General features: G+C 69.2%; 24 protein-coding genes. 15 read left to right on the top strand and 9 right to left on the bottom strand.

All coding sequences use genetic code 11. The features are described from left to right. The 5 genes from Q8Q77_RS11225 to Q8Q77_RS11205 form a co-directional block, all read left to right on the top strand. On the top strand, positions 1 to 504 hold a 504-nt coding region (locus tag Q8Q77_RS11225), incomplete at its 5' end, for a response regulator transcription factor (protein WP_305583660.1). Beyond that, the gene (locus Q8Q77_RS11220; RefSeq protein WP_305583659.1) at positions 473 to 2,104 is read left to right on the top strand and encodes a stimulus-sensing domain-containing protein; all 1,632 of its coding nucleotides are present in this window, start codon (positions 473 to 475) and stop codon (positions 2,102 to 2,104) included. The genes Q8Q77_RS11225 and Q8Q77_RS11220, both read left to right, overlap by 32 nt. Next, positions 2,101 to 2,586: an HPr kinase/phosphorylase gene (locus tag Q8Q77_RS11215; RefSeq protein ID WP_305583658.1), complete on the top strand. Its 486-nt coding sequence runs from the start codon at positions 2,101 to 2,103 to the stop codon at positions 2,584 to 2,586. Before Q8Q77_RS11220 ends, Q8Q77_RS11215 begins: the two co-directional genes overlap by 4 nt. A gap of 10 nt (positions 2,587 to 2,596) precedes the next feature. Next, on the top strand, positions 2,597 to 3,001 hold the full coding sequence (locus Q8Q77_RS11210; RefSeq protein ID WP_305583657.1) for a PTS sugar transporter subunit IIA: 405 nt from the start codon (positions 2,597 to 2,599) through the stop codon (positions 2,999 to 3,001). Further along, a complete protein-coding gene (locus tag Q8Q77_RS11205) occupies positions 2,998 to 3,270 on the top strand; it encodes an HPr family phosphocarrier protein (RefSeq protein WP_305583656.1) in 273 nt (90 codons plus the stop codon). Before Q8Q77_RS11210 ends, Q8Q77_RS11205 begins: the two co-directional genes overlap by 4 nt. A 7-nt stretch (positions 3,271 to 3,277) precedes the next feature. On the opposite strand, the gene Q8Q77_RS11200 is transcribed toward Q8Q77_RS11205, so the two are convergent. The 3 genes from Q8Q77_RS11200 to Q8Q77_RS11190 form a co-directional block, all read right to left on the bottom strand. Continuing rightward, positions 3,278 to 3,877 (bottom strand): hypothetical protein, encoded by a 600-nt coding sequence (locus tag Q8Q77_RS11200; protein WP_305583655.1) that lies wholly within the window; start codon positions 3,875 to 3,877, stop codon positions 3,278 to 3,280. 90 nt (positions 3,878 to 3,967) lie between these two features. After that, the gene (locus tag Q8Q77_RS11195; RefSeq protein ID WP_305583654.1) at positions 3,968 to 4,729 is read right to left on the bottom strand and encodes an ABC transporter permease; all 762 of its coding nucleotides are present in this window, start codon (positions 4,727 to 4,729) and stop codon (positions 3,968 to 3,970) included. Continuing rightward, positions 4,726 to 5,718, bottom strand: a complete 993-nt coding sequence (locus Q8Q77_RS11190; protein WP_305583661.1) for an ABC transporter ATP-binding protein — start codon at positions 5,716 to 5,718, stop codon at positions 4,726 to 4,728. The genes Q8Q77_RS11195 and Q8Q77_RS11190 overlap by 4 nt, the downstream gene beginning before the upstream one ends. Before the next feature lie 121 nt (positions 5,719 to 5,839). Here Q8Q77_RS11190 and Q8Q77_RS11185 point away from each other — a divergent pair, with 121 nt between their 5' ends. From Q8Q77_RS11185 to Q8Q77_RS11165, 5 genes are read left to right on the top strand one after another with little or no spacing between them, the layout of a single operon-like run. Continuing rightward, entirely contained in the window at positions 5,840 to 6,163 is a 324-nt protein-coding gene (locus Q8Q77_RS11185; RefSeq protein ID WP_305583653.1) for a helix-turn-helix transcriptional regulator, read from the top strand. Continuing rightward, positions 6,160 to 6,591: an SRPBCC domain-containing protein gene (locus Q8Q77_RS11180; protein ID WP_305583652.1), complete on the top strand. Its 432-nt coding sequence runs from the start codon at positions 6,160 to 6,162 to the stop codon at positions 6,589 to 6,591. The genes Q8Q77_RS11185 and Q8Q77_RS11180 overlap by 4 nt, the downstream gene beginning before the upstream one ends. 47 nt (positions 6,592 to 6,638) lie before the next feature. Continuing rightward, positions 6,639 to 6,863: a hypothetical protein gene (locus tag Q8Q77_RS11175; protein WP_305583651.1), complete on the top strand. Its 225-nt coding sequence runs from the start codon at positions 6,639 to 6,641 to the stop codon at positions 6,861 to 6,863. An 11-nt stretch (positions 6,864 to 6,874) separates the two neighbouring features. Beyond that, positions 6,875 to 7,294, top strand: a complete 420-nt coding sequence (locus tag Q8Q77_RS11170; protein WP_305583650.1) for a DUF1801 domain-containing protein — start codon at positions 6,875 to 6,877, stop codon at positions 7,292 to 7,294. Positions 7,295 to 7,334: 40 nt separating this feature from the next. After that, positions 7,335 to 7,733: a DUF1801 domain-containing protein gene (locus Q8Q77_RS11165; RefSeq protein ID WP_305583649.1), complete on the top strand. Its 399-nt coding sequence runs from the start codon at positions 7,335 to 7,337 to the stop codon at positions 7,731 to 7,733. Positions 7,734 to 7,753: 20 nt separating this feature from the next. On the opposite strand, the gene bioB is transcribed toward Q8Q77_RS11165, so the two are convergent. Next, positions 7,754 to 8,755, bottom strand: coding sequence for a biotin synthase BioB (bioB, locus tag Q8Q77_RS11160; protein ID WP_305583648.1), 1,002 nt, complete (start codon positions 8,753 to 8,755; stop codon positions 7,754 to 7,756). An 82-nt stretch (positions 8,756 to 8,837) separates the two neighbouring features. On the opposite strand from bioB, the gene Q8Q77_RS11155 reads away from it, so the two are divergent. The 4 genes from Q8Q77_RS11155 to Q8Q77_RS11140 all read left to right on the top strand — a co-directional run bounded on the left by Q8Q77_RS11155 (position 8,838) and on the right by Q8Q77_RS11140 (position 13,791). Continuing rightward, positions 8,838 to 10,316, top strand: a complete 1,479-nt coding sequence (locus Q8Q77_RS11155; RefSeq protein ID WP_305583647.1) for a CYTH and CHAD domain-containing protein — start codon at positions 8,838 to 8,840, stop codon at positions 10,314 to 10,316. Positions 10,317 to 10,412: 96 nt separating this feature from the next. Then, positions 10,413 to 11,804, top strand: coding sequence for an adenosylhomocysteinase (gene ahcY / locus Q8Q77_RS11150; protein WP_305583646.1), 1,392 nt, complete (start codon positions 10,413 to 10,415; stop codon positions 11,802 to 11,804). 19 nt (positions 11,805 to 11,823) lie between these two features. Continuing rightward, positions 11,824 to 12,648, top strand: a complete 825-nt coding sequence (locus tag Q8Q77_RS11145) for a PfkB family carbohydrate kinase (protein ID WP_305583645.1) — start codon at positions 11,824 to 11,826, stop codon at positions 12,646 to 12,648. Positions 12,649 to 12,660: 12 nt separating this feature from the next. Continuing rightward, positions 12,661 to 13,791, top strand: coding sequence for a serine hydrolase domain-containing protein (locus Q8Q77_RS11140; protein WP_305583644.1), 1,131 nt, complete (start codon positions 12,661 to 12,663; stop codon positions 13,789 to 13,791). A gap of 187 nt (positions 13,792 to 13,978) precedes the next feature. On the opposite strand, the gene queG is transcribed toward Q8Q77_RS11140, so the two are convergent. The 4 genes from queG to Q8Q77_RS11120 all read right to left on the bottom strand — a co-directional run bounded on the left by queG (position 13,979) and on the right by Q8Q77_RS11120 (position 17,913). Further along, a complete protein-coding gene (gene queG / locus Q8Q77_RS11135; protein ID WP_305583643.1) occupies positions 13,979 to 15,112 on the bottom strand; it encodes a tRNA epoxyqueuosine(34) reductase QueG in 1,134 nt (377 codons plus the stop codon). Beyond that, the gene (locus tag Q8Q77_RS11130; RefSeq protein ID WP_305583642.1) at positions 15,093 to 15,779 is read right to left on the bottom strand and encodes a glutathione S-transferase family protein; all 687 of its coding nucleotides are present in this window, start codon (positions 15,777 to 15,779) and stop codon (positions 15,093 to 15,095) included. Before Q8Q77_RS11130 ends, queG begins: the two co-directional genes overlap by 20 nt. Before the next feature lie 10 nt (positions 15,780 to 15,789). Further along, on the bottom strand, positions 15,790 to 16,752 hold the full coding sequence (locus Q8Q77_RS11125) for a cation diffusion facilitator family transporter (protein ID WP_305583641.1): 963 nt from the start codon (positions 16,750 to 16,752) through the stop codon (positions 15,790 to 15,792). A 75-nt stretch (positions 16,753 to 16,827) separates the two neighbouring features. Continuing rightward, on the bottom strand, positions 16,828 to 17,913 hold the full coding sequence (locus Q8Q77_RS11120) for a citrate synthase/methylcitrate synthase (protein ID WP_305583640.1): 1,086 nt from the start codon (positions 17,911 to 17,913) through the stop codon (positions 16,828 to 16,830). A gap of 75 nt (positions 17,914 to 17,988) precedes the next feature. Between Q8Q77_RS11120 and Q8Q77_RS11115 the strand changes: the two genes are divergently transcribed. Then, positions 17,989 to 19,164 (top strand): citrate synthase, encoded by a 1,176-nt coding sequence (locus tag Q8Q77_RS11115; RefSeq protein ID WP_305583639.1) that lies wholly within the window; start codon positions 17,989 to 17,991, stop codon positions 19,162 to 19,164. Here the strand turns inward: Q8Q77_RS11115 and gltB are convergent. Continuing rightward, positions 19,165 to 22,951, bottom strand: a 3,787-nt coding sequence (gene gltB, locus Q8Q77_RS11110; RefSeq protein WP_305583638.1) for a glutamate synthase large subunit, incomplete at its 5' end; no start/stop codon positions are given. It abuts the gene before it with no gap.

Raw genomic sequence — 22,951 nt, 5'->3', positions numbered from 1 at the left:
GACCTGCCGGTGATCATCCTCACCTCCAAGGACGAGGAGATCGACGAGATCCTGGGCTTCAACCTGGGCGCCGACGACTACATGCACAAACCCTTCAGCCAGCGCCTGCTGATCGAGCGGGTGAAGGCGGTGTTGCGCCGCGCCGGGATCGAGGGCGAGGACACCGCCGCCGCGGCGGCAGGCGGCGCCGAGGCCGCGGCCCGGGCGCTGAAGCGCGGCAAGCTCACCCTGGACCCCGCCCGCCACGACTGCCTGTGGGACGGAAAGCCGGTGAAGCTGACGGTCACCGAGTTCCTGCTGCTGCAGTCGCTGGCGCAGCGGCCGGGCTTCGTGAAGAGCCGCGACAACCTGATGGACGCGGCCTACGACGATCAGGTGTATGTCGATGACCGCACCATCGACAGCCACATCAAGCGGATGCGGAAGAAGTTCCGCGAGGTCGATCCTGAGTTCGACGCAATCGAAACGCTCTATGGCGTCGGTTACAGATACCGCGAAGCCTGATTCCAGGACGGCCCCGAGCAAGCCTGCGCGCCTGCGCCAGTCCTGGTGGCTGCGCTGGCTGCCGGGCTCGCGGCTGGGCCGGACGATCATCGCGCTCAACGTCCTGGGCCTGGCGATCCTGATCGGCGGCGCCCTGGTGCTGAACGAACTGCGCCGCGGCCTGGTGGGTGCGCGGATCGACAGTCTGACGACCCAGGGCGAGCTGATCGTCAACGTGATCAACCGCGCCGCCACGGTGGGCGAGCCGACGCCGCAGCTGGACGCGGGGGCGGCCAGCGAGATCCTGCAGATCCTGTCCAATCCACGCTCGCAGCGCGCCCGGCTGTTCGACGCCAGAGGTCGGCTGATCGCCGACAGCTACTGGGTCGCCGACCGGGTGGAGTGGAAGGTGCTGCCGCCGGCCAGGGCCCGCGAGGACGCCGGCGGGCTCAGTCTCGACCTGAACATGGGCCGCCCGCCGCCGCCGCCGGCGGCCGGGGCCGCCCAGCGGACCCTGGCCATCGAGGTCAGCCAGGCCATGCGCGGCGCCCCGGTGGTCGGGATGCGCACGGCCGAGGACGGCGAGCGCGTGGTTTCGGTCTCCATCCCCATCCAGCATGTCCAAGCGGTGCTGGGGGTACTGACCCTGGAGGCCAGCGACGTCGACGAGATCATCGCCGCCGAGCGCGCGGCCCTGGCGCCCTTCATCATGATCGCCATCACGGTCAGCATCCTGTCCTCGGTGCTGCTCAACAACCTGATCGCCCAGCCGGTCCGACGGTTGTCCAAGGCCGCCGACGGCGTGCGGCTGTCGCGGGCCCGGGCCATCTCCCTGCCCGACCTCGCCCGGCGCGACGACGAGCTTGGCGACCTGACCCGCAGCCTCGAGGACATGACCCAGGCCCTGTCGGAGCGGATGGACGCCATCGAGCGGTTCGCCGCCGACGTGGCCCACGAGATCAAGAATCCACTCACCTCCCTGCGCTCGGCGGTGGAGACCCTTGACCTGGTCTCCGACCCGGCCGCCCGCGACCGGCTGCTGGCCATCCTGAAGAACGACGTCCAGCGGTTGGACCGGCTGGTCACCGACATCTCCAACGCCTCGCGCCTGGACGCCGAGCTGTCGCGGGAGGACGTCCGCGCCCTGGACCTGGGCCGGCTGATCGGGGAGGTGGCGCAGCTCTACCAGGACACCCGGCGCAAGGGCGAACCGGGCGTGGTGTTCCGCGTCGCCGACACCCTGGAGCCGATCATGGTCGCCGGGCGCGAGGGGCCGCTGGGCCAGCTCTTCCGCAACCTGATCGACAACGCCCGCTCGTTCAGCCCGCCGGGCGGCGAGGTGCGGGTGAGCCTCGAGCCCGTCCGGGGCGAGGCGATCGTCCTGATCGAGGACGACGGCCCGGGCATCCCCGTCGACAATCTGGAGACCGTGTTCGAGCGGTTCTACACCTCGCGGCCCAAGGGCTCGGCCTTCGGCGGCAATTCGGGCCTGGGCCTGTCCATCGCCCGCCAGATCGCCGCGGCCCAGGGTGGGACGGTCCGGGCGGAGAACCGCAGCGACGGGGACGGCAAGGTCGCCGGCGCGCGCTTCATCGTCACCCTGCCGGAGGCCCGGCGGTGATCCTCCACGCCGGGCTGATCGCGGCCTTCCTGCCCGGCGGCTGGCGCGGCGTGCTGATCGCCGGCGACTCGGGCGCGGGCAAGAGCGACCTGGCCCTGCGCTGCCTCGACCACGGCTTCCGGCTGGTGGCCGACGACCGCACCCTGGTCTGGGCCTGCGAGGGGGTGCTGTACGGCCGCGCGCCCGACGCCCTGGCCGGTCTCCTGGAGGTGCGCGGCCTCGGCGTCCTGCCCGAACCGCCGATCCCGTTCTGCCGCATCGCACTGTCGATCCGCTGCGGACCTGTGGACAGAATGCCCGATCCGGCGGTCGAAAACTACGCTGGGTTGAACATACCCGCCCTAAGTCTCGCACCGCTTGAATCCAGCGCACCTGCGAAACTCCGTCGCGCATTGCAGCATCTTGGAGCGGCGACGGAAGGGGCGTATCAAGACGCCCTCGCGGCCGGCGTCTCGCCGCGGCCGGGTGGGGATTCCCGTTGAGAGAGTTGGCATGATCGGGCTCGTGATCGTCACGCACGGGCGACTGGCCGAGGAATTCGTGTTCGCCATGGAGCATGTGGTCGGCCCGCAAAGCGCGGTGGCCTCGATCTGCATCGGCCCCGAGGACGACATGGAGAAGCGCCGCAAGGACATCCTTGCGGCCTGCGAACGCGTGAACACCGGCGCCGGCGTGATCCTGCTGACCGACATGTTCGGCGGCACGCCTTCGAACCTCGCCATCTCGGTGATGGAGCAGACCAAGGCCGAGGTGATCGCGGGGCTGAACCTGCCCATGCTGATCAAGCTGGCCTCGGTGCGGACCAAGCAGAACCTGGAAGATTGCGTCGCCTGCGCCCAGGAGGCCGGCCGCAAGTACATCTCCGTCGCCTCCTACGTGCTGGCCGGCGAGAAGTGAGCCAAGTCCGCAACGTCGACGTCATCAACAAGCGGGGGCTGCACGCCCGCGCCTCGGCCAAGTTCGTCAAGCTCGCCTCCAGCTTCGAGGCTGAGGTCCGGGTGTCCAAGGACGGTCAGACCGTCGACGCCCGTTCGATCATGGGGCTGATGATGCTGGCCGCGGGCCCCGGCAGCGCCATCGAGATCGAGGCCGAGGGATCGGAAGCCGCCGCCGCCCTGGAAGCCCTGACCGAACTCGTCGCCCGCCGCTTCGACGAGGACGAATAGGCGAGCGTCAGCCGCCCGCCCTGGCGTAGGCCGTGACGGCCGCGGCGAGGTCCATGCGGGTTCGGCCCTCGACCGACGGCCGCTCCGGAGCCGGCGCGGCGTCGGCCTGGCCGGCCAGGTGGTCCAGGGCCTCCTGCGACAAGGTGACGGTGTCTCGTCCGCGAGCCGGCGGCGGGGCGGCTTCCAGGTCGGCCTGCAGGCGCGCGCGATAGGCCTCCGGCGTGGCGTTGGCGGCCCTGCCGGACGCATCGAGCTGCATGGCTGCGACGATCTCCCGGTCGTCCTCCGAGAGGGCGTCGAAGGCTTCCAGCATCTTGGCCTGCGGCGCGGGCGGGACGGCCTCGGGACCGGCCCAGGCGGCGCGGGTGAAGGCGTTCAAGGTCGACTGCACGCGCTTGGCGAAAGGCGACTCGGTCAGCGTCGGCGCCAGGGCCGCGCGTTCGTCGTGACCGGCTTCGCGCCAGCGGCCGACCAGGACCTGATAGGCCTTCAACTGGCGGTCGAGGCCCGACGAAGGGTCGTTCAGCGCCGCCGTGGCGGCGCTGCCGCCAGGGGAATTCGGGGCGGGCGACCCGGTCTGGCCCGCCGTAAGCTTCGAAATATGCATGGGGCCTCACCAGCGCCGCACCTTGCGAAACCGCGCTGAATCCAGCGTGAAGAAGCGTCCCTAAGACGGCCTTAGGCATGACCGCGCAGGTCAGGTCTTCAGCTTGTAGCCCGTGCGGAAGATCTGCCAGATCGCCAGAAGGCAGAGAGCCATGAAGCCGAACGTGGCCGCCAGGCTGAGCCCCACGTCGACGTCGGAAACCCCGTAGAAGGCCCAGCGGAAGCCCGAGACCAGATAGACCACCGGGTTGAACAGGGCGATCTTCTGCCAGACGTCGGGCAGCATGCTGATCGAATAGAAGCTTCCCCCTAAGAAGGTCAGCGGGGTCACGATCATCGTCGGCACGATCTGCAGCTTCTCGAAGCCGTCGGCCCAGACGCCGATGACGAAGCCGAACAGGCTGAAGGTCAGCGAGGTAAGCACCAGGAAGGCCAGCATCACGAAGGGGTGCAGGATGCTGAAGTCCACGAACAGCCGCGCCGTGGCCAGGATGATCAGGCCCAGGATGACGGACTTGGTGGCCGCGGCCCCGACATAGCCGATGACGATCTCGAAGGCCGAGATCGGGGCCGACAGCACCTCGTAGATCGTGCCGGACCACTTGGGCATGTAGATGCCGAAGCTGGCGTTGGAGATGCTCTCGGTCAGGATCGACAGCATGATCAGGCCGGGCACGATGAAGGCGCCGTAGCTGACCCCATCGATCTCCGCCATCCGCGAGCCGATGGCCGAGCCGAAGACCACGAAATAGAGCGAGGTCGAGATCACCGGCGAGGCGATCGACTGCAGCAGGGTGCGCCAGGTGCGCGCCAGCTCGAAGATGTAGATGGCCTTGATGGCGTGCAGGTTCATGGGCGCGTGCTCACCAGGCTGACGAAGATCTCCTCCAGGGAGCTTTCCTTGGTCTGGAGGTCCTTGAAGTCCACGCCCACGCCGTCGAGCTGGCGCAGCAGGATGGCTATGCCGGTCTCGTCGGCCTGGGCGTCGAAGGTGTAGACCAGCTCATGGCCGTCGGCGGCCAGTTCGAGCTGGTAGGCGTCGAGTCCCGCGGGCAGGTCGGTCAGCGGCGTCTGCAGGTGCAGGGTGAGCTGCTTCTTGCCCAGCTTGCGCATGAGCACGTCCTTGTCCTCGACCAGGATCAGTTCGCCGTTGTTGATCACCCCGATCCGGTCGGCCATCTCCTCGGCCTCCTCGATATAGTGGGTGGTCAGGATGATGGTCACACCGTTGGCCCGCAGGCCTCGGACCATCTCCCACATGTCGCGGCGCAGCTCGACATCGACCCCGGCGGTGGGTTCGTCCAGGAATAGGATCTTCGGCTCGTGGGAGAGCGCCTTGGCGATCATCACGCGGCGCTTCATGCCGCCCGAGAGCGCCATGATCTTGCTGTCCTTCTTGTCCCAAAGGCTGAGGTCGCGGAGGACCTTCTCGATATAGGCGTGGTTCGGCGGCTTGCCGAACAGGCCGCGGGAGAACTTCACCGTGTCCCAGACCGTCTCGAAGGCGTCGGTGGACAGCTCCTGGGGCACCAGGCCGATCTTGGCGCGGGCGGCGCGGTATTCCTTGCGGATGTCGTGGCCGTCGGCGACCACGCTGCCCGTGGTCGCGTTGACGATCCCGCAGACGATGCTGATCAGGGTGGTCTTGCCGGCGCCGTTCGGGCCCAGCAGGGCGAAGATCTCGCCACGGCGGATCTCCAGGTCGACGCTCTTCAGCGCCTGGAACCCCCCGGCATAGGTCTTCGAGAGACCGGATACGGAAATGATCGGCTGCAAGACGTCCCCACGATGTCGGTTGAGCCAGCCAGATAGGCGCCCGCGGCCCGCGAAACTAGGCCGGATGGGCGATGACGAACAGGTCGCCGAAGCAATCGGCATGAGACGCCGCTCCACGTTCCCGGTTGACTCACACATATCCCGTTGGTTATGAGTTCGATCGATAGCCAGCGAGTTATGAGTCCCAATGCCCAACGCCCACGACGTGCTCTTCAGGACACTCGCCGATCCGACGCGGCGGGCGCTCTTCGAACGACTGTGCCGCGAAGGGGAGCAGACCGTCGGGGCCCTGACGGCCCGGGCCGGGGTCTCGCAACCGGCCGTCTCAAAGCATCTCGGGGTTCTGAAGCAGGCCGGGCTGGTGCGCGACCGCCACGAAGGTCGCAAGACGCATTATTGCGCCCAGCTCGGCGCCCTGGCCCCGCTGACCGACTGGACAAGCCAAATGACCGGGTTCTGGGAAACCCGGTTCGACCACCTCGAAGACCTACTCAAAAGGATCGACCAATGATCAAACTCGCGACCGAGACGCAGTCCGCCGTGGTCGAACGGGATATCCCCCACCCGCCCGAAAAGCTCTGGCGCGCGCTCACCCAACCGCACCTCATGGAAGAGTGGCTCATGAAGAACGACTTCGAGCCTGTCGTGGGCCACCGTTTCAATCTTCGCGGCGGCTGGGGCGGCGTGCTGGACTGCGAGGTCCTGGCCGTCGAGCCGCACAAGACCTTGTCCTACACCTGGAATTTCAAGCACGACGATGCGGCCTTCGATCTGACAAGCGTGGTGACCTTCACGCTGACCCCGACGAGCACGGGCACGCACTTGCGCATGGAGCAGGTGGGCTTCCGGCCGGATCAGAAACAGGCCTTCGGCGGCGCCAAGGCCGGCTGGCGGCAGTTCCTTGAAAACCTGGACCAGCTCCTGGCGCGGATGGACTGAGCCGCCGCCCCACCTACCCCCATCGCTCGTCTTCAGAGGAGGTCCCATTGAACTGGAACACTTGGATTCGGTGGACCCACCGCTGGCTTTCCATCGTCTTTACGGTGGTCGTCGCCGCCATCTTCGTCACCCTGGGATTGGGCAAGGAACCCGCCCCCTGGGTGTACTTCCTGCCGCTGTTTCCGCTCGCCTTCATGACGCTATCCGGCCTCTACATGTTCGCGCTGCCGTATGCCGCCAAGCGGCGCGGTGGGCGACACGCCGAGGGATAGGGGTGATCGCAATGGCCAAGCCCGGCGCCAAGCCTGCCCTCCTGTCCGGCGGCAACCCTCAGATCGCCATGGGCCACGGCGACGCCCCCGTCCAGGCCTACATCGCGGCCATGCCGGGCTGGAAGAGCGACGTCGGCCGCCGCCTCGACGCGCTCATCGAGGGCGCGGTCCCCGGTGTCCGGAAAGCCGTCAAGTGGAACTCGCCCTTCTATGGCGTCGAGGACCAGGTCTGGTTCCTCAGCTTCCATTGCTTCACCAGGTACGTGAAGGTCGCCTTCTTCCGCGGCGCCTCGTTGCAGCCCGTTCCGCCCGGCGAGTCCAAGAGCCAGGATACGCGCTACTTCCACATCCATGAGGGCGACCCGGTCGACGAAGCTCAGTTCGCCGCCTGGGTGAAGCAGGCCAGCCAACTGCCCGGCGAGCGAATGTGAGCGGCGAACGACAACAGCTATCAAGACGAGGAGACGTGGCTTGACGGACGAAAATGGAGGGAACTCTCCCTCTCAACTGATCGACGCGAAAATCAAGGACCTGGGTGACTGGCGGGGCGCAACGCTCGATCGGGTGCGAGCTCTCGTGAAACAGGCCGACCCCGAAGCGGTCGAGGAGTGGAAGTGGAGAGGGGTTCCGGTGTGGTGTCACGCCGGAATGATCTGCACCGGCGAGACGCACAAGAAGGTCGTGAAGATGACCTTCGCCAAGGGCGCCGCATTGGAGGACCCTTCAGGTCTCTTCAACTCCAGCCTCGAGGGTAACACCCGGCGCGCCATCGATTTCCATGAGGGCGACGAGATCGACGAAGAGGCGTTGAAGGCCCTCATTCGCGCCGCCGTGGCGCTGAACACCTCGGGGCGAGCCACCAACGCCTAGGAGCTTGTTCGCGAGTCCCCTTAGACCTCCGCGGTCTGTCGCGCGCCCATGGTCATCGGCCTCATGCCGAGCTCGGCCATCAGCGCCGCGTCGGTGTCGCGATCGGGATTGGCGGTGGTGAGCAGGCGCCCGCCGATGAACATCGAGTTGGCCCCGGCCAGGAAGCAGAGCGCCTGCAGTTCCCGGCTCATGTGTTCGCGGCCAGCCGAGAGCCGCACCACGGTCTTCGGACAGACGATGCGGGCGACGGCGATCATGCGAACGAACTCGAAGCCGTCCACTGGGTTGGAGCCGCCCAGCGGGGTGCCCGGGATCGGCATCAGGTCGTTGATCGGCAGGCTGTCGGGATGGGCCGGCAGGGTGGCCAGGGCGTGCAGCAGGCCGGCGCGATCGACGCGGGTCTCGCCCATGCCGACGATGCCGCCGCAGCAGGTGGACATGCCGACCGAGCGCACGGCCTCCAGGGTGTCCAGCCGGTCCTGGTAGGTCCGGGTGGTGACCACCTTGTCGTAATAGTCCGGCCCGGTGTCGAGGTTGTGGTTGTAGTAGTCGAGGCCGGCGTCCTTGAGCGCCTGGGCCTGGTCGCGGGTCATCATGCCGAGCGTGGCGCAGGTCTCAAGGCCGAGCGCCTTCACGCCCGAGATCATGGCGGCCACCTTGGGCACGTCGCGGTCCTTCAGATCGCGCCAGGCCGCGCCCATGCAGAAGCGCTGCGCCCCGCCGGCCTTGGCCTCGGCGGCGGCGGCGATCACGCTGTCGGCGTCCATCAGCTTGGTGGCGGCGACACCGGTCTTGAAGTGCTGGGACTGACTGCAATAGCCGCAGTTCTCGGCGCAGCCGCCGGTCTTGACCGACAGCAGCTGCGAAAGCTGCACCTCGGTGGGATCGAACCAGGCGCGGTGGATCGTCGCCGCGCGGAACACCAGTTCGGCGAAGGGAAGCTCGAACAGGGCCTCCACCTCCGCTAGCGTCCAATCATGTCGAGGTTGCGCGGGATCGACGGGACGGACGTGAGCGTTCATCTTGGATCTCCTGGAGCGAACGGGCGCCATTGGGCGGCCTGACTCCCAGGCGGGAGCGCCACCGACCGGGAGCCTTTAGCCTATGCACGTAGCGGAAGACGAGATTGAGCTGAAATTTCTCTGCGAGCCGGCCGACCTCGCGGCCGTGCTGGCCGCCGCCCCCGACGGCGAAACCCAGAGCAAGGACCTCGTCTCCACCTATTACGACACGCCGAACGGGGACCTGCGCAAGCAGCGGATCTCCCTGCGCATCCGCGAGGGCGGCGGCAAGCGGGTGCAGACCCTCAAGCGCGGCGACGGCTTCGCCCGCGAGGAGCACGAGGCGACCCTGAAGGGCGCGGGTCTCGACCTCGCCATGTCGGCCCTGAAGGCCGCCCTGCCGGCGGCGGGGCGGCGCAAGGCGCTCAGCCCCTGCTTCACCGTGCGCGTGGTCCGCCGCCAGCGCACCTTCGACTTCGGCGGATCGCGCATCGAGATCGCCGTCGACGAGGGCGAGGTCCAGGCCGGCGAGCGGGTCCGGCGGGTCAGCGAGGTGGAGCTGGAGCTGAAGGCCGGCGGCTGCGACCCGTTGTTCGAACTGGCCCGCCAGCTCTCCAGGACCGCGCCGCTCTATCTCTCGTTCGACGGCAAGGCCACGCAAGGCCAGGGCCTGGTCGACGGCGCCGACCGCGCCCCGCGCCGGCACGACAAGGCGCCCCTGGCCCGCGGCCTGTCGACCGCCCAGGCCTTCCAGGCCATCGCCCGCAACGCCCTCGTCCAGATCGCCGCCAACGGGGTGGTCCTGCGCGAGGCCGACAGCGTCGAGGCCGTCCACCAGCTCCGCGTCGCCGTCCGCCGCCTGCGTAGCGCCATCTCGACCTTCAAGGCCGTGGCCGGCGGCGATCGGGCCGAGGCGATCAAGGTCGAGCTGAAGTGGCTGGCCCGAGCCTGCGACGAGGCCCGCGACCTGGATGTCTTCGCCCTGGACAACGACGCCTTCGCCCAGCCGGGCCTGGACCTGACGGCCCTGGCCACCCTGGTGGAGGCCGCCCGCCAGCGCGGCCACGCCAAGGCCTGCGCCGCCGTCGCCTCCGGCCGGTTCCGCGACCTGGTCCTGGAGACCACCGCCTGGGTGGAGACCGGCGCCTGGCTCACCACCCACGGCAAGGGCGCCCGCCGCGTCCGCGAGGCGCCGGTCCAGGGCTTCGCGGCCAAGGCCCTGGCCCACCGGCGCAAGACCCTGCTGAAGTTCGGCGCCGACCTCGCCGCCGTGACCGACGCCGATCGCCACGAGGCGCGGATCGCCGCCAAGAAGCTGCGCTACGCCGCCGAGGCCTTCGCCCCCCTGTTCGACACCGACGCCAAACCCTTCATCAAGACCTTGAAGGCCCTGCAGGAGCATCTGGGCGCGCTGAACGACGGGGTGGTGGCCGCCGAACTGGTGGAGCGGCTGTCGCTCAAGGGCGCGGCGCTCGCGGCCGCCAGACGCCTGCTGACCGCCCGCCAGGCCCAGAAACCCAAGACCCTGAAGGCCGCCGCCAAGGCCTTGGACACCCTGCGGGCGGAGCCCGTCTTCTGGTGAGCCCAGTCATATAAAGAAATCTTTATGTGTTTGTTGCTCCTTGTCGGGCGCGCGGCTATAGAGCCGTCAAACGCACTTCCGCCGACAGGACGCCCCATGACCGACTACGTCGTGAAAGACATCACCCTCGCCGACTTCGGTCGCAAGGAAATCGCCATCGCCGAAACCGAGATGCCGGGCCTGATGGCCGTGCGCGCCGAGTTCGGCAAGGCCCAGGTGCTGAAGGGCGCCCGCATCGCCGGCTCCCTGCACAAGACCATCCAGACCGCCGTGCTGATCCAGACCCTGGAAGCCCTGGGCGCCGAAGTCCGCTGGGCCTCGTGCAACATCTTCTCCACCCAGGACCACGCCGCCGCGGCCATCGCCGCCGCCGGCACCCCGGTTTTCGCCATCAAGGGCGAGAACCTGATCGAGTACTGGGAATACGCCCACAAGATCTTCGAGTGGCATGATGGCGGCTACCCGAACCTGATCCTCGACGACGGCGGCGACGCCACCCTGCTCTGCGTGCTGGGCCCCAAGGCCGAGAAGGACCCGAGCGTCCTGAACAACCCGCAGAACGAGGAGGAAGAAGCGCTCTTCACGGTGATGAAGCGCTATCTGAAGGAAAAGCCCGGCTTCTATACGGCCATCCGCGAGGCCTGCACCGGCGTGTCGGAAGAGACCACCACGGGGGTCCACCGCCTCTACCAGATGAGCGAGCGCGGCGAACTGCCGTTCCCGGCGATCAACGTCAATGACAGCGTCACCAAGTCGAAGTTCGACAACCTCTATGGCTGCCGCGAGAGCCTGGTCGACGCCATCCGCCGCGGCACCGACGTCATGCTGTCGGGCAAGGTCGCCGTGGTTCTGGGCTATGGCGACGTGGGCAAGGGCTCGGCCGCCTCGCTGAAGAACGGCGGCGCCCGCGTCATCGTCACCGAGATCGACCCGATCTGCGCCCTGCAGGCGGCCATGGAGGGCTATGAGGTCCAGACCATGGAAGACGTCGCCGACAAGGCCGACATCTTCGTCACCGCCACCGGCAACAAGGACGTCCTCACCGTCGACCACATGCGGCGGATGAAGAACAACGCCATCGTCGCCAATATCGGCCACTTCGACTCGGAGATTCAGGTCGCGGGCCTGAAGAACTTCAAGTGGGACAAGATCAAGGATCAGGTCCACCACATCGAGTTCCCGGACGGCAAGAAGATCATCCTCCTGTCGGAAGGCCGCCTGGTGAACCTGGGCAACGCCACCGGCCACCCCAGCTTCGTGATGAGCGCCAGCTTCACCAACCAGACCCTGGCCCAGATCGAACTTTGGACCAACGCGGCCAAGTACGAGACCAAGGTCTACACCCTGCCCAAGCACCTCGACGAGAAGGTGGCCATGCTGCACCTGGCCAAGCTGGGCGCGAAGCTGACCACGCTCTCCAAGGACCAGGCCGACTATATCGGCGTGCCGGAAACCGGTCCGTTCAAGCCGGACCACTACCGCTACTAGGATGATGTAGGAGGAGAGGATGCCGCTCGCGCTGATCCTCTCCTCCTATGTCGCCGCCGACCGGATCGGCGGCGGCGCCCAGCAGTTGGCCCTGGCGGCCTGCGGGATCGATCCGATCCTGCTGCCCACGGTCCTGCTCGGCGCAAGCCCCGCCAAGGGCGGACGCGGCAAGCCGGTCGAGGCCGAACTGCTGCGGGACCTGCTGGACGGCGTCGAGGCCGCCGGCGTCTTCGACACCCTCGACCTCGTCGTCACCGGACACTTCTCCTCGCCCTATCAGGTGATGCTCGCCTCGCAGACGATCCGCCGGGTCCGGGCGGCCAATCCGGCGGCGATCGTGGTGGTCGACCCCGTGCTCGGCGACGCGCCCAAGGGGCTCTATGTGCGCCCCGAAGTCGCCCGCGAGGTCAGCCAGGACCTCGTGCCGCTGGCCGACTGGATCACCCCCAACCTCTGGGAGCTATCCCACCTCACCGGCCGGGAGATCGCCGACGCGGCCGGCGTGGTCGATGCGGTGCGTGCTCTGGGCAAGCCCGCCCTGGTCACCTCGGTCCCCGCTGGTGAAGGCGAGGTCGGCCTGGCCTGCTGCACACCGCGGGGCTCGACCCTGTTCGCCCACGCCCGGCGCGATCGCGCGCCCAACGGGACCGGCGACCTGGTGACCGCGGTCTTCGCCGCTGGCCTGGTCCAGGGCCTGGCGGGCCCTGCCGCCGCCGAGCGCGCCGCCCGCGCCGTGGCCATGGCGCTCGAGGCGGAAGACACGGTCCTGGGCCTGCCCATCGTGGCCCTCGGCGCGCGGCTGATGCGCCCGGACGCCGAGATGCGTATAGAACCCCTCGCCTGACGAGGACCGAGCATGGTCGAGATTCACGGTTTCGCGAAGGACGGCTTCTCCGCCGTGCGCGACGCCTTCGCCGCCAATTTCGAAGCCGGCCAGGAGCTGGGCGCGCGCTTCGCCCTGGTGCGCGCCGGCGAGACGGTGGTCGACCTCTGGGCCGGCCACGCCGACCGCCAGCGGACGAGGCCGTTCGACGAGACGACCCTGACGCCGGTCTTCTCCACGACCAAGGCGCTGGCCGCCCTGCTGATCGCCCGCCTCGTGGACGCCGGGAAGCTCTGGTACGACCAGCCGGTGGCCGAGGTCTGGCCCGAGTTTGCACAGAACGGCAAGGCGGCGATCACCGTCGAGCAGGTGATGAGCCACCAGGACGGCCTCTCCGGCTTCCCGGACGAGATGGACCCCGCCCTCTGGTTCGACTGGGACGCCATTTGCGCCCGGCTGGCGGCCATGGCTCCGATCTGGCCGCCGGGGACCGCCAGCGGCTACCACCCCATCACCTTTGGCTACACGGCGGGCGAGATCTTCCGCCGGGTGGACGGTCGCACCATGGGCAAGGCCCTGCGCGAGGATCTGGCGCAGCCCTTCGAGCTGGATCTCTGGATCGGCCTTCCCGACAGCGAACACGCCCGAGCCGCCGACCTGCAGCGGCCGAAAGGCCTGGCGAACTTCGGCGAGGTCAACGCCGCGACCAAGGCGGCCTTCCTCACCCCCTGGTCCTCGCCGGCCGGACGCGGCCAGGCCGAGTGGCGGCGGATCGAGATCCCGTCGGCGAACGGACATGCGACCGCCCTTGCCCTGGCCCGGCTGATGGGCGCGCTGGCCAATGACGGCTGGCTGGACGGCGAGGTGATCCTGTCGCCGGCCCTGATCGCTGAGGCCAGCCGCGAGCGCATCAGCGGCCAGGACCTGGTCCTGCCTTTCGAGATGAGCTGGGGGGCCGGCTTCATGCGCAACGCCCCGGTCAAGGTCTGGGGACCCGGCGAGGCGACCTTCGGCCACTCAGGCTGGGGCGGCTCTTGCGCCTTCGCCGATCCGGAGACCAAGCTGGCCGGCGCCTATGTGATGAACAAGCAGTCCACCGACCTGCTGGGCGACGGCCGGCCGAAACGCCTGATCGAAGCGGCCTACGCGGCGCTCCAGGGATAGCGCCTGCAAAATCGCCTCCTCTCCACCCATCTTTCGGGGGGAGAGGGTAGGGTGAGGGGGACTAAAATGGCCTTTGACGGCGGTTCGACGGGTCTCAGCAGGGGTTGAAGTCCCCCTCAGGCCCTTCGGGCCAGCTCCCCCAGTGAGGAAGCATCTTTGGTCCCGCCGCATATACGATAGTCCTGTCTCAAGCGGGGAGAGGCGGCGAAAACCACTCGGCCAGGACATCGGGATCGGTCTCGGCCGACGCTCGCCGCAGGCCCTCGAACGCCTCTGCGTCCAGCAGCCGCGACAGGGCCCAGACCGCGGCCCCGCGCACCAAAGGCGAGGGGTCGGCCAGCAGGGCCTGGGCGCGCGCCGCCAGCCGGGCCTCGCCCGAATTGCCGATGGCGTAGAGCACATTGCGCACGAATCGGTCGCGGCCGACGCGCTTGACCGGGCTCTTGGCGAACAGGGTCCGGAACGCCGCGTCGTCCAGGGCGGCCAGGTCCTCCAGGGTCGGCGCCCGCAGGGCGTTGCGGGCGTGCAACCGCTGTTCACGGGCGAGCGCGGCGAACTTGTTCCAGGGACAGACCGCCAGGCAGTCGTCGCAGCCATAGATCCGGTTGCCCAGCGCCTCGCGGAACTCCCGCGGGATCGGGCCCTTCAGTTCGATGGTCAGGTAGGAGATGCAGCGCCGCGCATCCAGCTGGTAGGGGGCCGGGAAGGCCTTGGTCGGGCAGATGTCCAGGCAGGCCTGGCACTGTCCGCAGGACCCGCCGCTCAGGCCATCGGGCGCCAGCTCCAGCTCGGTGAGGATCGAGCCCAGGAACAGCCAGGAGCCGAACTCGCGGCTCACCAGGTTGGTGTGCTTGCCCTGCCAGCCCAGGCCCGCCTGTTCGGCCAGGGGCTTCTCCATCAGCGGCGCGGTGTCGACGAACACCTTCAGCTCGCCGCCGAACTTGGCCGCCAGCCAGCCGGCGAGCTGCTTCAGCCGACCCTTGATCAGCTCGTGATAGTCGTCCCCCTGGGCGTAGACGCTGATCGTTCCGCGGTCCTTGCGCTCGAGCGCCGCCAGCGGGTCGGCGTCGGGCCCGTAATTGGTCCCCAGCATGATGGCGGTGCGCGCGCCGGCCCACATGGCGCGCGGATGGCTGCGGCGCTCGGCCGTCTCTTGAAGCCAGCCCATCTCGCCATGGCGACCCTGGTCCAGAAACTCCACCAGCCGTTCGCCCGCCGGCCAGGCCTGGCTCACGTCGGCGAACCGGCAGGCGTCGAAGCCCAACTCGGCGGCCTTGGCGGCGATCAGCTCTTTTGCGGTGTCAGAAGTCGAGATCGTCATAATGCGGCGCCGGCGCGAGGCCGGGCCAGCGATCGGCCAGCAGGGGCCGGAAGGCCGGCCTCGATTTCAGCTTCATGTACCAGGTCTTGACCGCCGGGAAGTCGCGCCAGGGCACATCGCCGAAATAGTCGATCACCGACAGGTGCGCGGCGGCGGCGAAATCGGCCAGGGACAGCCGCTTGCCGGCCAGCCAGTCGCGGGTCGAGAGCAGGCCTTCCACATAGACCAGGTGCTGGCGCAGGGCGTCGCGCCCCTGGCGCAGGGCCGCCAGGTCGGGCGAGCCCAGGCCCAGCAGCCGCTTCTCCATCTTCTCGTGCAGTAGGAAGCCGCCGACTTCGTAGTCGAACTTGCGGTCGAACCATTGCAGCAGCCGCCGCGCCTCGGCCCGCTCGGCGGGCTCGCGGCCCAGCAGCGGCGGCTCGGGATGGGCCTCCTCCAGATGGTCGAGGATGGCGCGGCTCTCGCACAACACCAGCCGGTCGCGGCCTGAGCCGATGGTCAGCACCGGGGTCAGGCCCGAGGCGTTCATGGCGATCAGCTCGGAGGGCCGTTCCCAGTACTTCGCCGGCTCTTCGGCGAAGGGCAGGCGCTTCTCGCCCAGCGCCAGGCGCACCTGGCGCGAGGCGGGGTCGAGCGGGAAATGGTGAAGGGTGCGTTCTGCGCTCATCAGTGGACGACTATCGCTCGTCCGCGTTAAGGGCGCGTTTACCGAGTGTCGTTTCCGCGAATGCGCCGCCGTGCGGCTCGGCCGCGCCACGCGGATCGGGATGCATCAGGATGTCGGCGCGGGGATAGGCGTTCAGCACGCGCTTCTCGGCGGCCACCAGGACGGAATGAGCCTCCTCCAGCGAAAGCTTCGGGTCGAGATCCACATGCATCTGCATGTGGATGTAGGGGCCCGATGCGCGGGTGCGCAGCTGGTGCACGTCGGTCAGGCGGGGGTCGGCGGTCACCAGGGCGACGATCGCCTCGCGATCGGCCTGGGGCAGTTCGTGGTCCATGAGCTGGTTCGAGGAATCTCGGAACACCGCGACCGCGCCCCAGAGCAGCAGGCCGCTGATCACCACGGCCGCGACCGCGTCCAAGTGGCCGAGTCCCAGCCAGGCCGCGGCCGCAATACCCAGCAGCGCCACGGCGTTTGAGGCCAGGTCTGTGGCGTAGTGGGCCCGGTCGCCGGCCACCGCGATGGAGGCGGTGCGGCGCAGGACCCTGCTCTGGGCGGCGATCAGCCCGCCGGTCAGCACGATGGAGACCACCATCACCGCGACGGCCAGACCTTCCTGGCGCAGGGGCTCGGGTTCGATCAGGCTGCGAATGGCCTCCTGGCCGATCAGGGCCGCCGAGGCGAAGACCAGACCCGCCTGCACCAGGCTGGCGAAGGCCTCGGCCTTGCCATGGCCGAACCGGTGCTCGTCGTCCGGCGGGGCCGCCGCGTAGCGCACGGCGAAGTACGTCACCAGCGAAGCCACCAGGTCGAGCCCGGAATCGGCCATCGAGGCGAGCAGGGCGACCGACCCGCTGGCCAGCCACGCGACGGCCTTCAGGCTCACCAGCACCAGGGCCACGGCGACCGACAGCAGGGTCACCCGCCGGGTCAGCTTGGCGGTCTCCGCGGCGGTGAGGCTTGGGGCGGGGCTCATACCGCCTGTCTACCCTTGTCGGCTCGGCAACCCCAGCGCGAATAGCACTCCGATTTGTCGCACCGATGCGGGTTGCTAGGCCGCCTTCAGCGGCGTCGGCCCCACATAGCGTGACTGGGGGCGGATCAGCCGGCCGCCGGCCACCTGTTCGCGGGCGTGGGCGATCCAGCCGGCGACCCGGCCCATGGCGAAGACGCAGGTGAAGGCGGACGGGGGGAAGGCCAGGGCCTCGAGCAGCAGCGCCGTGTAGAACTCCACATTGGTGTCCAGCGCCCGGTCGGGCTTGTGCTCCTTGAGGATGGCGAGAGCCGCGGCCTCCACGGCCTCGGCGAACGCCACCCGCGCCGGCTGGCTGCCCCCGCCGTCGCGCATCCGCCGCACCGCCGCCTTGAGCGCGTCGGCGCGCGGGTCGCGCACCCGGTAGACCCGATGGCCGAAGCCCATCAGCCGGTCGCCGCGGGCCAGCGCCTCCTCGATCCAGGTCCGGGCGTTCTCCGGCCGGCCGATCTCGTTCAGCATGTCGATGATCGGGCCGGGCGCGCCGCCGTGCAGCGGACCCTTCAGCGCGCTGATCCCGCCGACCACGGCGGAGGTCAGGCCCGCTCGCGTCGAGGCGATCACCCGGGCGGCGAAGGTCGAGGCGTTGAGGCCGTGGTCGCTCACCGTCACCAGATAGGTGTCCAGCGCGTCGATCTCGGCCTGGGTCGGGGCCGCGCCCCGGGTCATGCGCAGGATGTCGGCGGCGTGGGTCAGGCTGGGATCGGGGACGACAGGCGCCTCGCCGGCCTGGGCGCGGACCACCGCGGCGGTGAACACCGCCGGCGCGGCCATCAGGCGCAACGCCGTGGCCAGGTCGTCGCCGTCGGCCAACCGGGCGGTGAGCGCCCGCATGGCCTCGATGGGGCTGCGGTCCATCAGGCCGGTGTCCAGGGCCGCCACCTCGCCGAACACCTCGGCGCGGGCCGCGCCCAGGGCGGCGGTCAGGTCATCGGGCAGGTCGTCGAAGAACCCGTCGAACAGCAGCCGGGCCACCTCTTCGAACCGGGTGCGGCCGGCCAGGTCGTCCAGCGACCGGCCGCGGATGATCAGCACGCCGCGCTGGCCGTCGACCTCTGACATCACGGTCTCGGCGGCGACGACATTCTCAAGGCCATCGGACATGGCGCATCTCCTCTTGCTTGACGCGATATTTGCCGCCAAGCTGGATGCGTCAATCTTGATCAATATAATCAACATATGACCGCTCAGGCCGCCAAGACCGACTGGATCGCCGCCGACGAGGCCCGCGAACGCCTGGGCGTCCGGCCCCAGACCCTCTACGCCTATGTCAGCCGGGGCCGGGTCCAGGTCCGCGCCGATCCCCGTGATCCCCGCCGCAGCCTTTATCGCGCCGCCGACATCGCCGCCCTGACCGCCCGCAAGAACCGTAGCCGCAAGGTGGCGGAGGTGGCCGCCGGGGCCATCGCCTGGGGCGAGCCGGTCCTGGCCTCGGCCATCACCACCATCTCGAGCGGCCGGCTCTACTACCGGGGTCGCGACGCGGTGACCCTGTCGGAGACCGAGACTCTGGAGGGCGTCGCCCGGCTGCTGCGCGGCGGCCACGGGGTGGCGCTCAAGCGCACCGACCGTCCGAAGCCGCCGGAGGGACCGGACATGCGCTCCCGCGCCTTCGCCGCCTTGGCCGCCCGCGCCGGGGTCGATCCGCCGGCCCGCGGCCGCAATCCCATGGCGCTGGCCGTTGAGGCCGCCACCCTGCTGGACGTGCTGACTGACGCCGTGGCCGGTCAGGTGGGCGGCGGAGCAATCGCCAACCGGCTGGCCCTGGCCTGGGGCCTGGGGCCGGGCGGAGCCGGCGCCGACCTGATCCGCCGCGCCCTGGTGCTCCTGGCCGACCACGAGCTCAACGCCTCGACCTTCGCGGCCCGGGTGGCGGCGTCCACCGGCGCCTCCCTGGCGGCCAGCGCGCTCGCCGGCCTCGCGGCCTTGTCAGGGCCTCGGCACGGCGGGGCCGCCGCCGCCTGCCAGAGCTTCGCCGCCCAGGCCGCGGCCACCAGCCCGCGCGCGGCCATCGCCGCCCTGCTGGCCGAGGACCGCCTGATCCCCGGCTTCGGCCACAACCTCTATCCCGACCGCGATCCCCGGGCCGAGGCGCTGCTGGAGCGGTTCACCCCGACGCCGGACCTGCAGGCGCTGCAGGCCGCGGTCACCGCCGTCACCGGCCTGGCGCCCAATGTTGACTTCGCCCTGGTCTCCCTGGGCGAGACCCTGAAGCTGCCCAAGGACGCCCCCTTCGCCCTCTTCGCCGTCGCCCGCTGCGCCGGCTGGATCGCTCACGCCATCGAACAAGGCCAGACCGACCAACTCATCCGTCCCCGGGCGCGGTACGTTGGGGTGGATGTGGAGGGGGCTTGATCAAGCCCGGTGATGCACCGCTTCTTCCTCGGCCAGGGGCTGGTCGAGGCGGTGGACCATTTCCTTCGGGACCACCTGCCAGAACTTGCCGAGATAGCGGTCCCAGTCGCGCAGGATGCCGGCGGCGAAGGCCGAGCCCGTTTCGCGCGCGTGCTCCTCCACCAGGGCCTTGAGGTCGTGTTCCCAGGCGTGGGTGCCGATCCGCTGGATCACCACGCTGTCGGTGTTGAGCATGGTCTCGAAGCGGTCGTGCAGGTCGAGCACATAGGCCATGCCTCCGGTCATCCCGGCGGCGAAGTTGAAGCCCACCGGGCCCAGGATCACCGCCCGGCCGCCGGTCATGTATTCCAGCCCGTTGGCGCCGCAGCCCTCGACCACCGTGACCGCCCCGGAATTGCGCACCCCGAACCGCTCGCCCGCCAGGCCCGCGGCGAACAGCCGGCCTGCCGTCGCCCCGTAGAGCACGGTGTTGCCGAGGATGGCGTTGGTCTCCGGCGCCGCCAGGTGCGGCGAGGGCTTGATGACGATGGTCGCGCCCGACAGGCCCTTGCCCACATAGTCGTTGGCCTCGCCGGTCAGCTCGATGCGCAGGCCCTGGACGGCGAAGGCTCCCAGGCTCTGGCCCGCCGAGCCCTTGAGCTGGACGGTCAGGTGTCCCGGCGCGAGGCCGTCCATGCCGAACCTGCGCACGATGTGCGACGAGGTCCGCGCGCCGATGGCCCGGGCGGTGTTCCGCACCGTGTAGGTGAGCTGCATCTTCTCGCCCCGCTCCAGCAGGGGGGCGGCGTCGCGGACGATCTGGGCGTCCAGGGTGTCGGGCACCTCGGTGCGGCCCTCGACCACGCAGTAGGGCTTGTTCAGCCCGGGGTCGGCCCGGACCAGCAGGGGGTTCAGGTCCAGGTCGTCCAGGTGCTCGCCGCCGCGGCTGACCTGCTGCAGCAGGTCGGTGCGGCCGACGATCTCGGTCAGCGACCGGAAGCCCAGGCCCGCCAGGATCTCGCGCACCTCCTCGGCGATGAAGGTGAAGAGGTTGATCACCTTCTCCGGACTGCCGGTGAACTTGGCGCGCAGGGCCTCGTCCTGGGTGCAGACCCCCACCGGGCAGGTGTTGGAGTGGCACTGGCGCACCATGATGCAGCCCATGGCGATCAGGCTGGCGGTGCCGATGCCGTACTCCTCCGCGCCCAGCATGGCGGCGATCACCACGTCGCGGCCGGTGCGCATGCCGCCGTCGGCCCGCAGGCGCACGGAGTGGCGCAGGTTGTTCAGCGTCAGGACCTGGTTGGCCTCGCTGAGACCCATCTCCCACGGCCCGCCCGCGTACTTGATCGAGGTCTGGGGCGAGGCGCCCGTGCCGCCGACATTGCCGGAGATCAGGATCACGTCCGCTTTTGCCTTGGCCACGCCGGCGGCGATGGCGCCGATGCCTGTCATGGCCACCAGCTTCACGCAGACCCGGGCGTCGGGGTTGATCTGCTTCAGGTCGTAGATGAGCTGGGCCAGGTCCTCGATGGAATAGATGTCGTGGTGCGGCGGCGGGCTGATCAGCATCACCCCCGGCGTCGCATGGCGCAGCCGGGCGATCAGCTCGGTCACCTTGAAGCCGGGCAGCTGGCCGCCTTCTCCTGGCTTGGCCCCCTGGCTGACCTTGATCTCGATCTCGCGGCACTGGTTGAGGTACTCGGCGGTGACGCCGAACCGGCCGGAGGCGATCTGCTTGACCGCCGAGTTGGGGTTGTCGCCGTTGGGCAGGGGCTTGTAGCGCGCGCTGTCCTCGCCGCCCTCGCCGGAGACGCTTTTGGCCCCGATCCGGTTCATGGCGATGTTCAGCACCCCGTGAGCCTCGGGGCTCAGCGCCCCCATGCTCATGCCGGGCGTCAGGAAGTGCTTCCTGATCTCATTGACGCTCTCGACCTCATCCAGGCTGATCGGCCGTTCGCTGGAGCGCAGGTCCAGCAGGTCGCGGAGCTGGATCTGCGGCATGCGCCGCATGCCCTCGGAAAAGCGTCTGTAGGTCCCGTAGTCGCCGGAATCGCAGGCGGCCTGCAGGGTGTGGATCATGCGGGCCTCGAAGGCGTGGCTCTCCCCGGCGCGGCGCGCCTTGTAGAGCCCGCCCACCGGCAGGCTGAGCACGGCCGGGTCCCAGGCCTTGCGGTGCAGGTCGACCACCTTGGCCTCGAGACCGGCCAGGCCGATGCCGGAGATGCGCGAGGGCATGCCGGGGAAGAACTCGGCCACCAGGGCGCGTGACAAGCCCACCGCCTCGAAGTTCAGGCCGCCGCGATAGGAGGAGATCACCGCGATCCCCATCTTGGCGATGATCTTCAAGAGCCCGCCCTCGATGGCGTGCTTGAAGTTGAGGCAGAGGTCGCGAAGCGTCAGCTCGCCGGTCAGGCCGCGCTCCAGGCGGTCGTGGAAGCTCTCCTGGGCCAGGTAGGCGTTCACCGCCGTGGCGCCGCAGCCCACCAGCACCGCGAAATAGTGGGTGTCGAGGCACTCGGCCGAGCGGACGATGATCGAGACGTAGGAGCGCAGGCCCTTGGCCACCAGCGAGGAATGCACCCCGCCGGTCGCCAGGATCATCGGTAGGGCGACGCGGTCGGGACCGCAGGCCTCGTCGGTGAGCACGATGGTGGCGCAGCCGCGCAGGGCGGCGTCCTCGGCCTCGGCGCGGATGCGGTCGAGATTGGCCCGCAAGGCGTCGCCGGGACGGCTCTCACTGGCCGGGATCGGCATGGTGCAGTCCACCACCGCCACGTTCTTCTCGCCGATGAAGCCCAGGATCCGCTGGTACATGCCGGTGGTCAGCACCGGGCTCTCCAGCACGAAGACGTCGGTCTGGGCCTCGTCCTGGGCCAGGATGTTGCCGAGGTTCTTGAACCGGGTCTTCAGGCTCATCACCGCCGTTTCCCTCAAGGAGTCGATCGGCGGGTTGGTCACCTGGCTGAAGTTCTGGCGGAAGAAGTGGCTGAGCGGCCGGTACTGGTCGGAAAGCACCGCCAAGGGCGCGTCGTCGCCCATGGAGCCCACCGCCTCCTTGGCGTCCTCCACCATGGGGGCCAGGATCAGCTCCAGGTCCTCCAGGCTCATGCCGGCGGCGGCCTGGCGACGGACCAGCTCCTCGCGGCCATAGGCGCGGGGCTCGGGCCCGGCGCCGATCTGGGCCTCCAGGTCGACCATGTTGCCCAGCCACTGGTCGTAGGGGTGGCGCTGCGCCAGATGGTCGATGATCTCGTCCTCGCCATAGAGCCGGCCCTCGGCCAGGTCGACGGCGATCATCCGGCCCGGCGCGATGTGGCTCTTCTTGACGATCCGGGCCTCGTCGACCCGGCACATGCCGGCCTCCGAGCCCATGATCAGCAGGCCGTCGTCGGTATAGGCCACCCGCAGGGGCCGCAGCCCGTTGCGGTCCTTGCCGGCCACCACCCAGCGCCCGTCGCTGGCGCAGATGGCGGCCGGTCCGTCCCAGGGCTCCATCACCGCGTTGCAATAGGCGTAGAGCGCCTTGTGCGCGGGGCTGATCTGCTCGTCGGAGCGGGCGTTCCAGGCCTCGGGGATCAGCAGGGCCTTGGCCATGGGCGCGTCGCGCCCGGCCCGGACCAGCACCTCGAAGGTGTTGTCCAGCGCCGCGCTGTCCGACCCGCCTGGCTGGATCACCGGCTTCACGTCGTCGCCCAGTTCCCCGAAGGCGTCGGCCGCCATGCGGATCTCGTGGGACTTCATCCAGTTGATGTTGCCCTTGACGGTGTTGATCTCGCCGTTGTGGGCCAGCATCCGGAACGGCTGG

The sequence above is a fragment of the Phenylobacterium sp. genome, assembly GCF_030698145.1.
Classification (GTDB): domain Bacteria; phylum Pseudomonadota; class Alphaproteobacteria; order Caulobacterales; family Caulobacteraceae; genus Phenylobacterium.
Note: the sequence above shows the minus strand (reverse complement) of the source record. Positions and strands in the feature narration are given on the sequence as shown.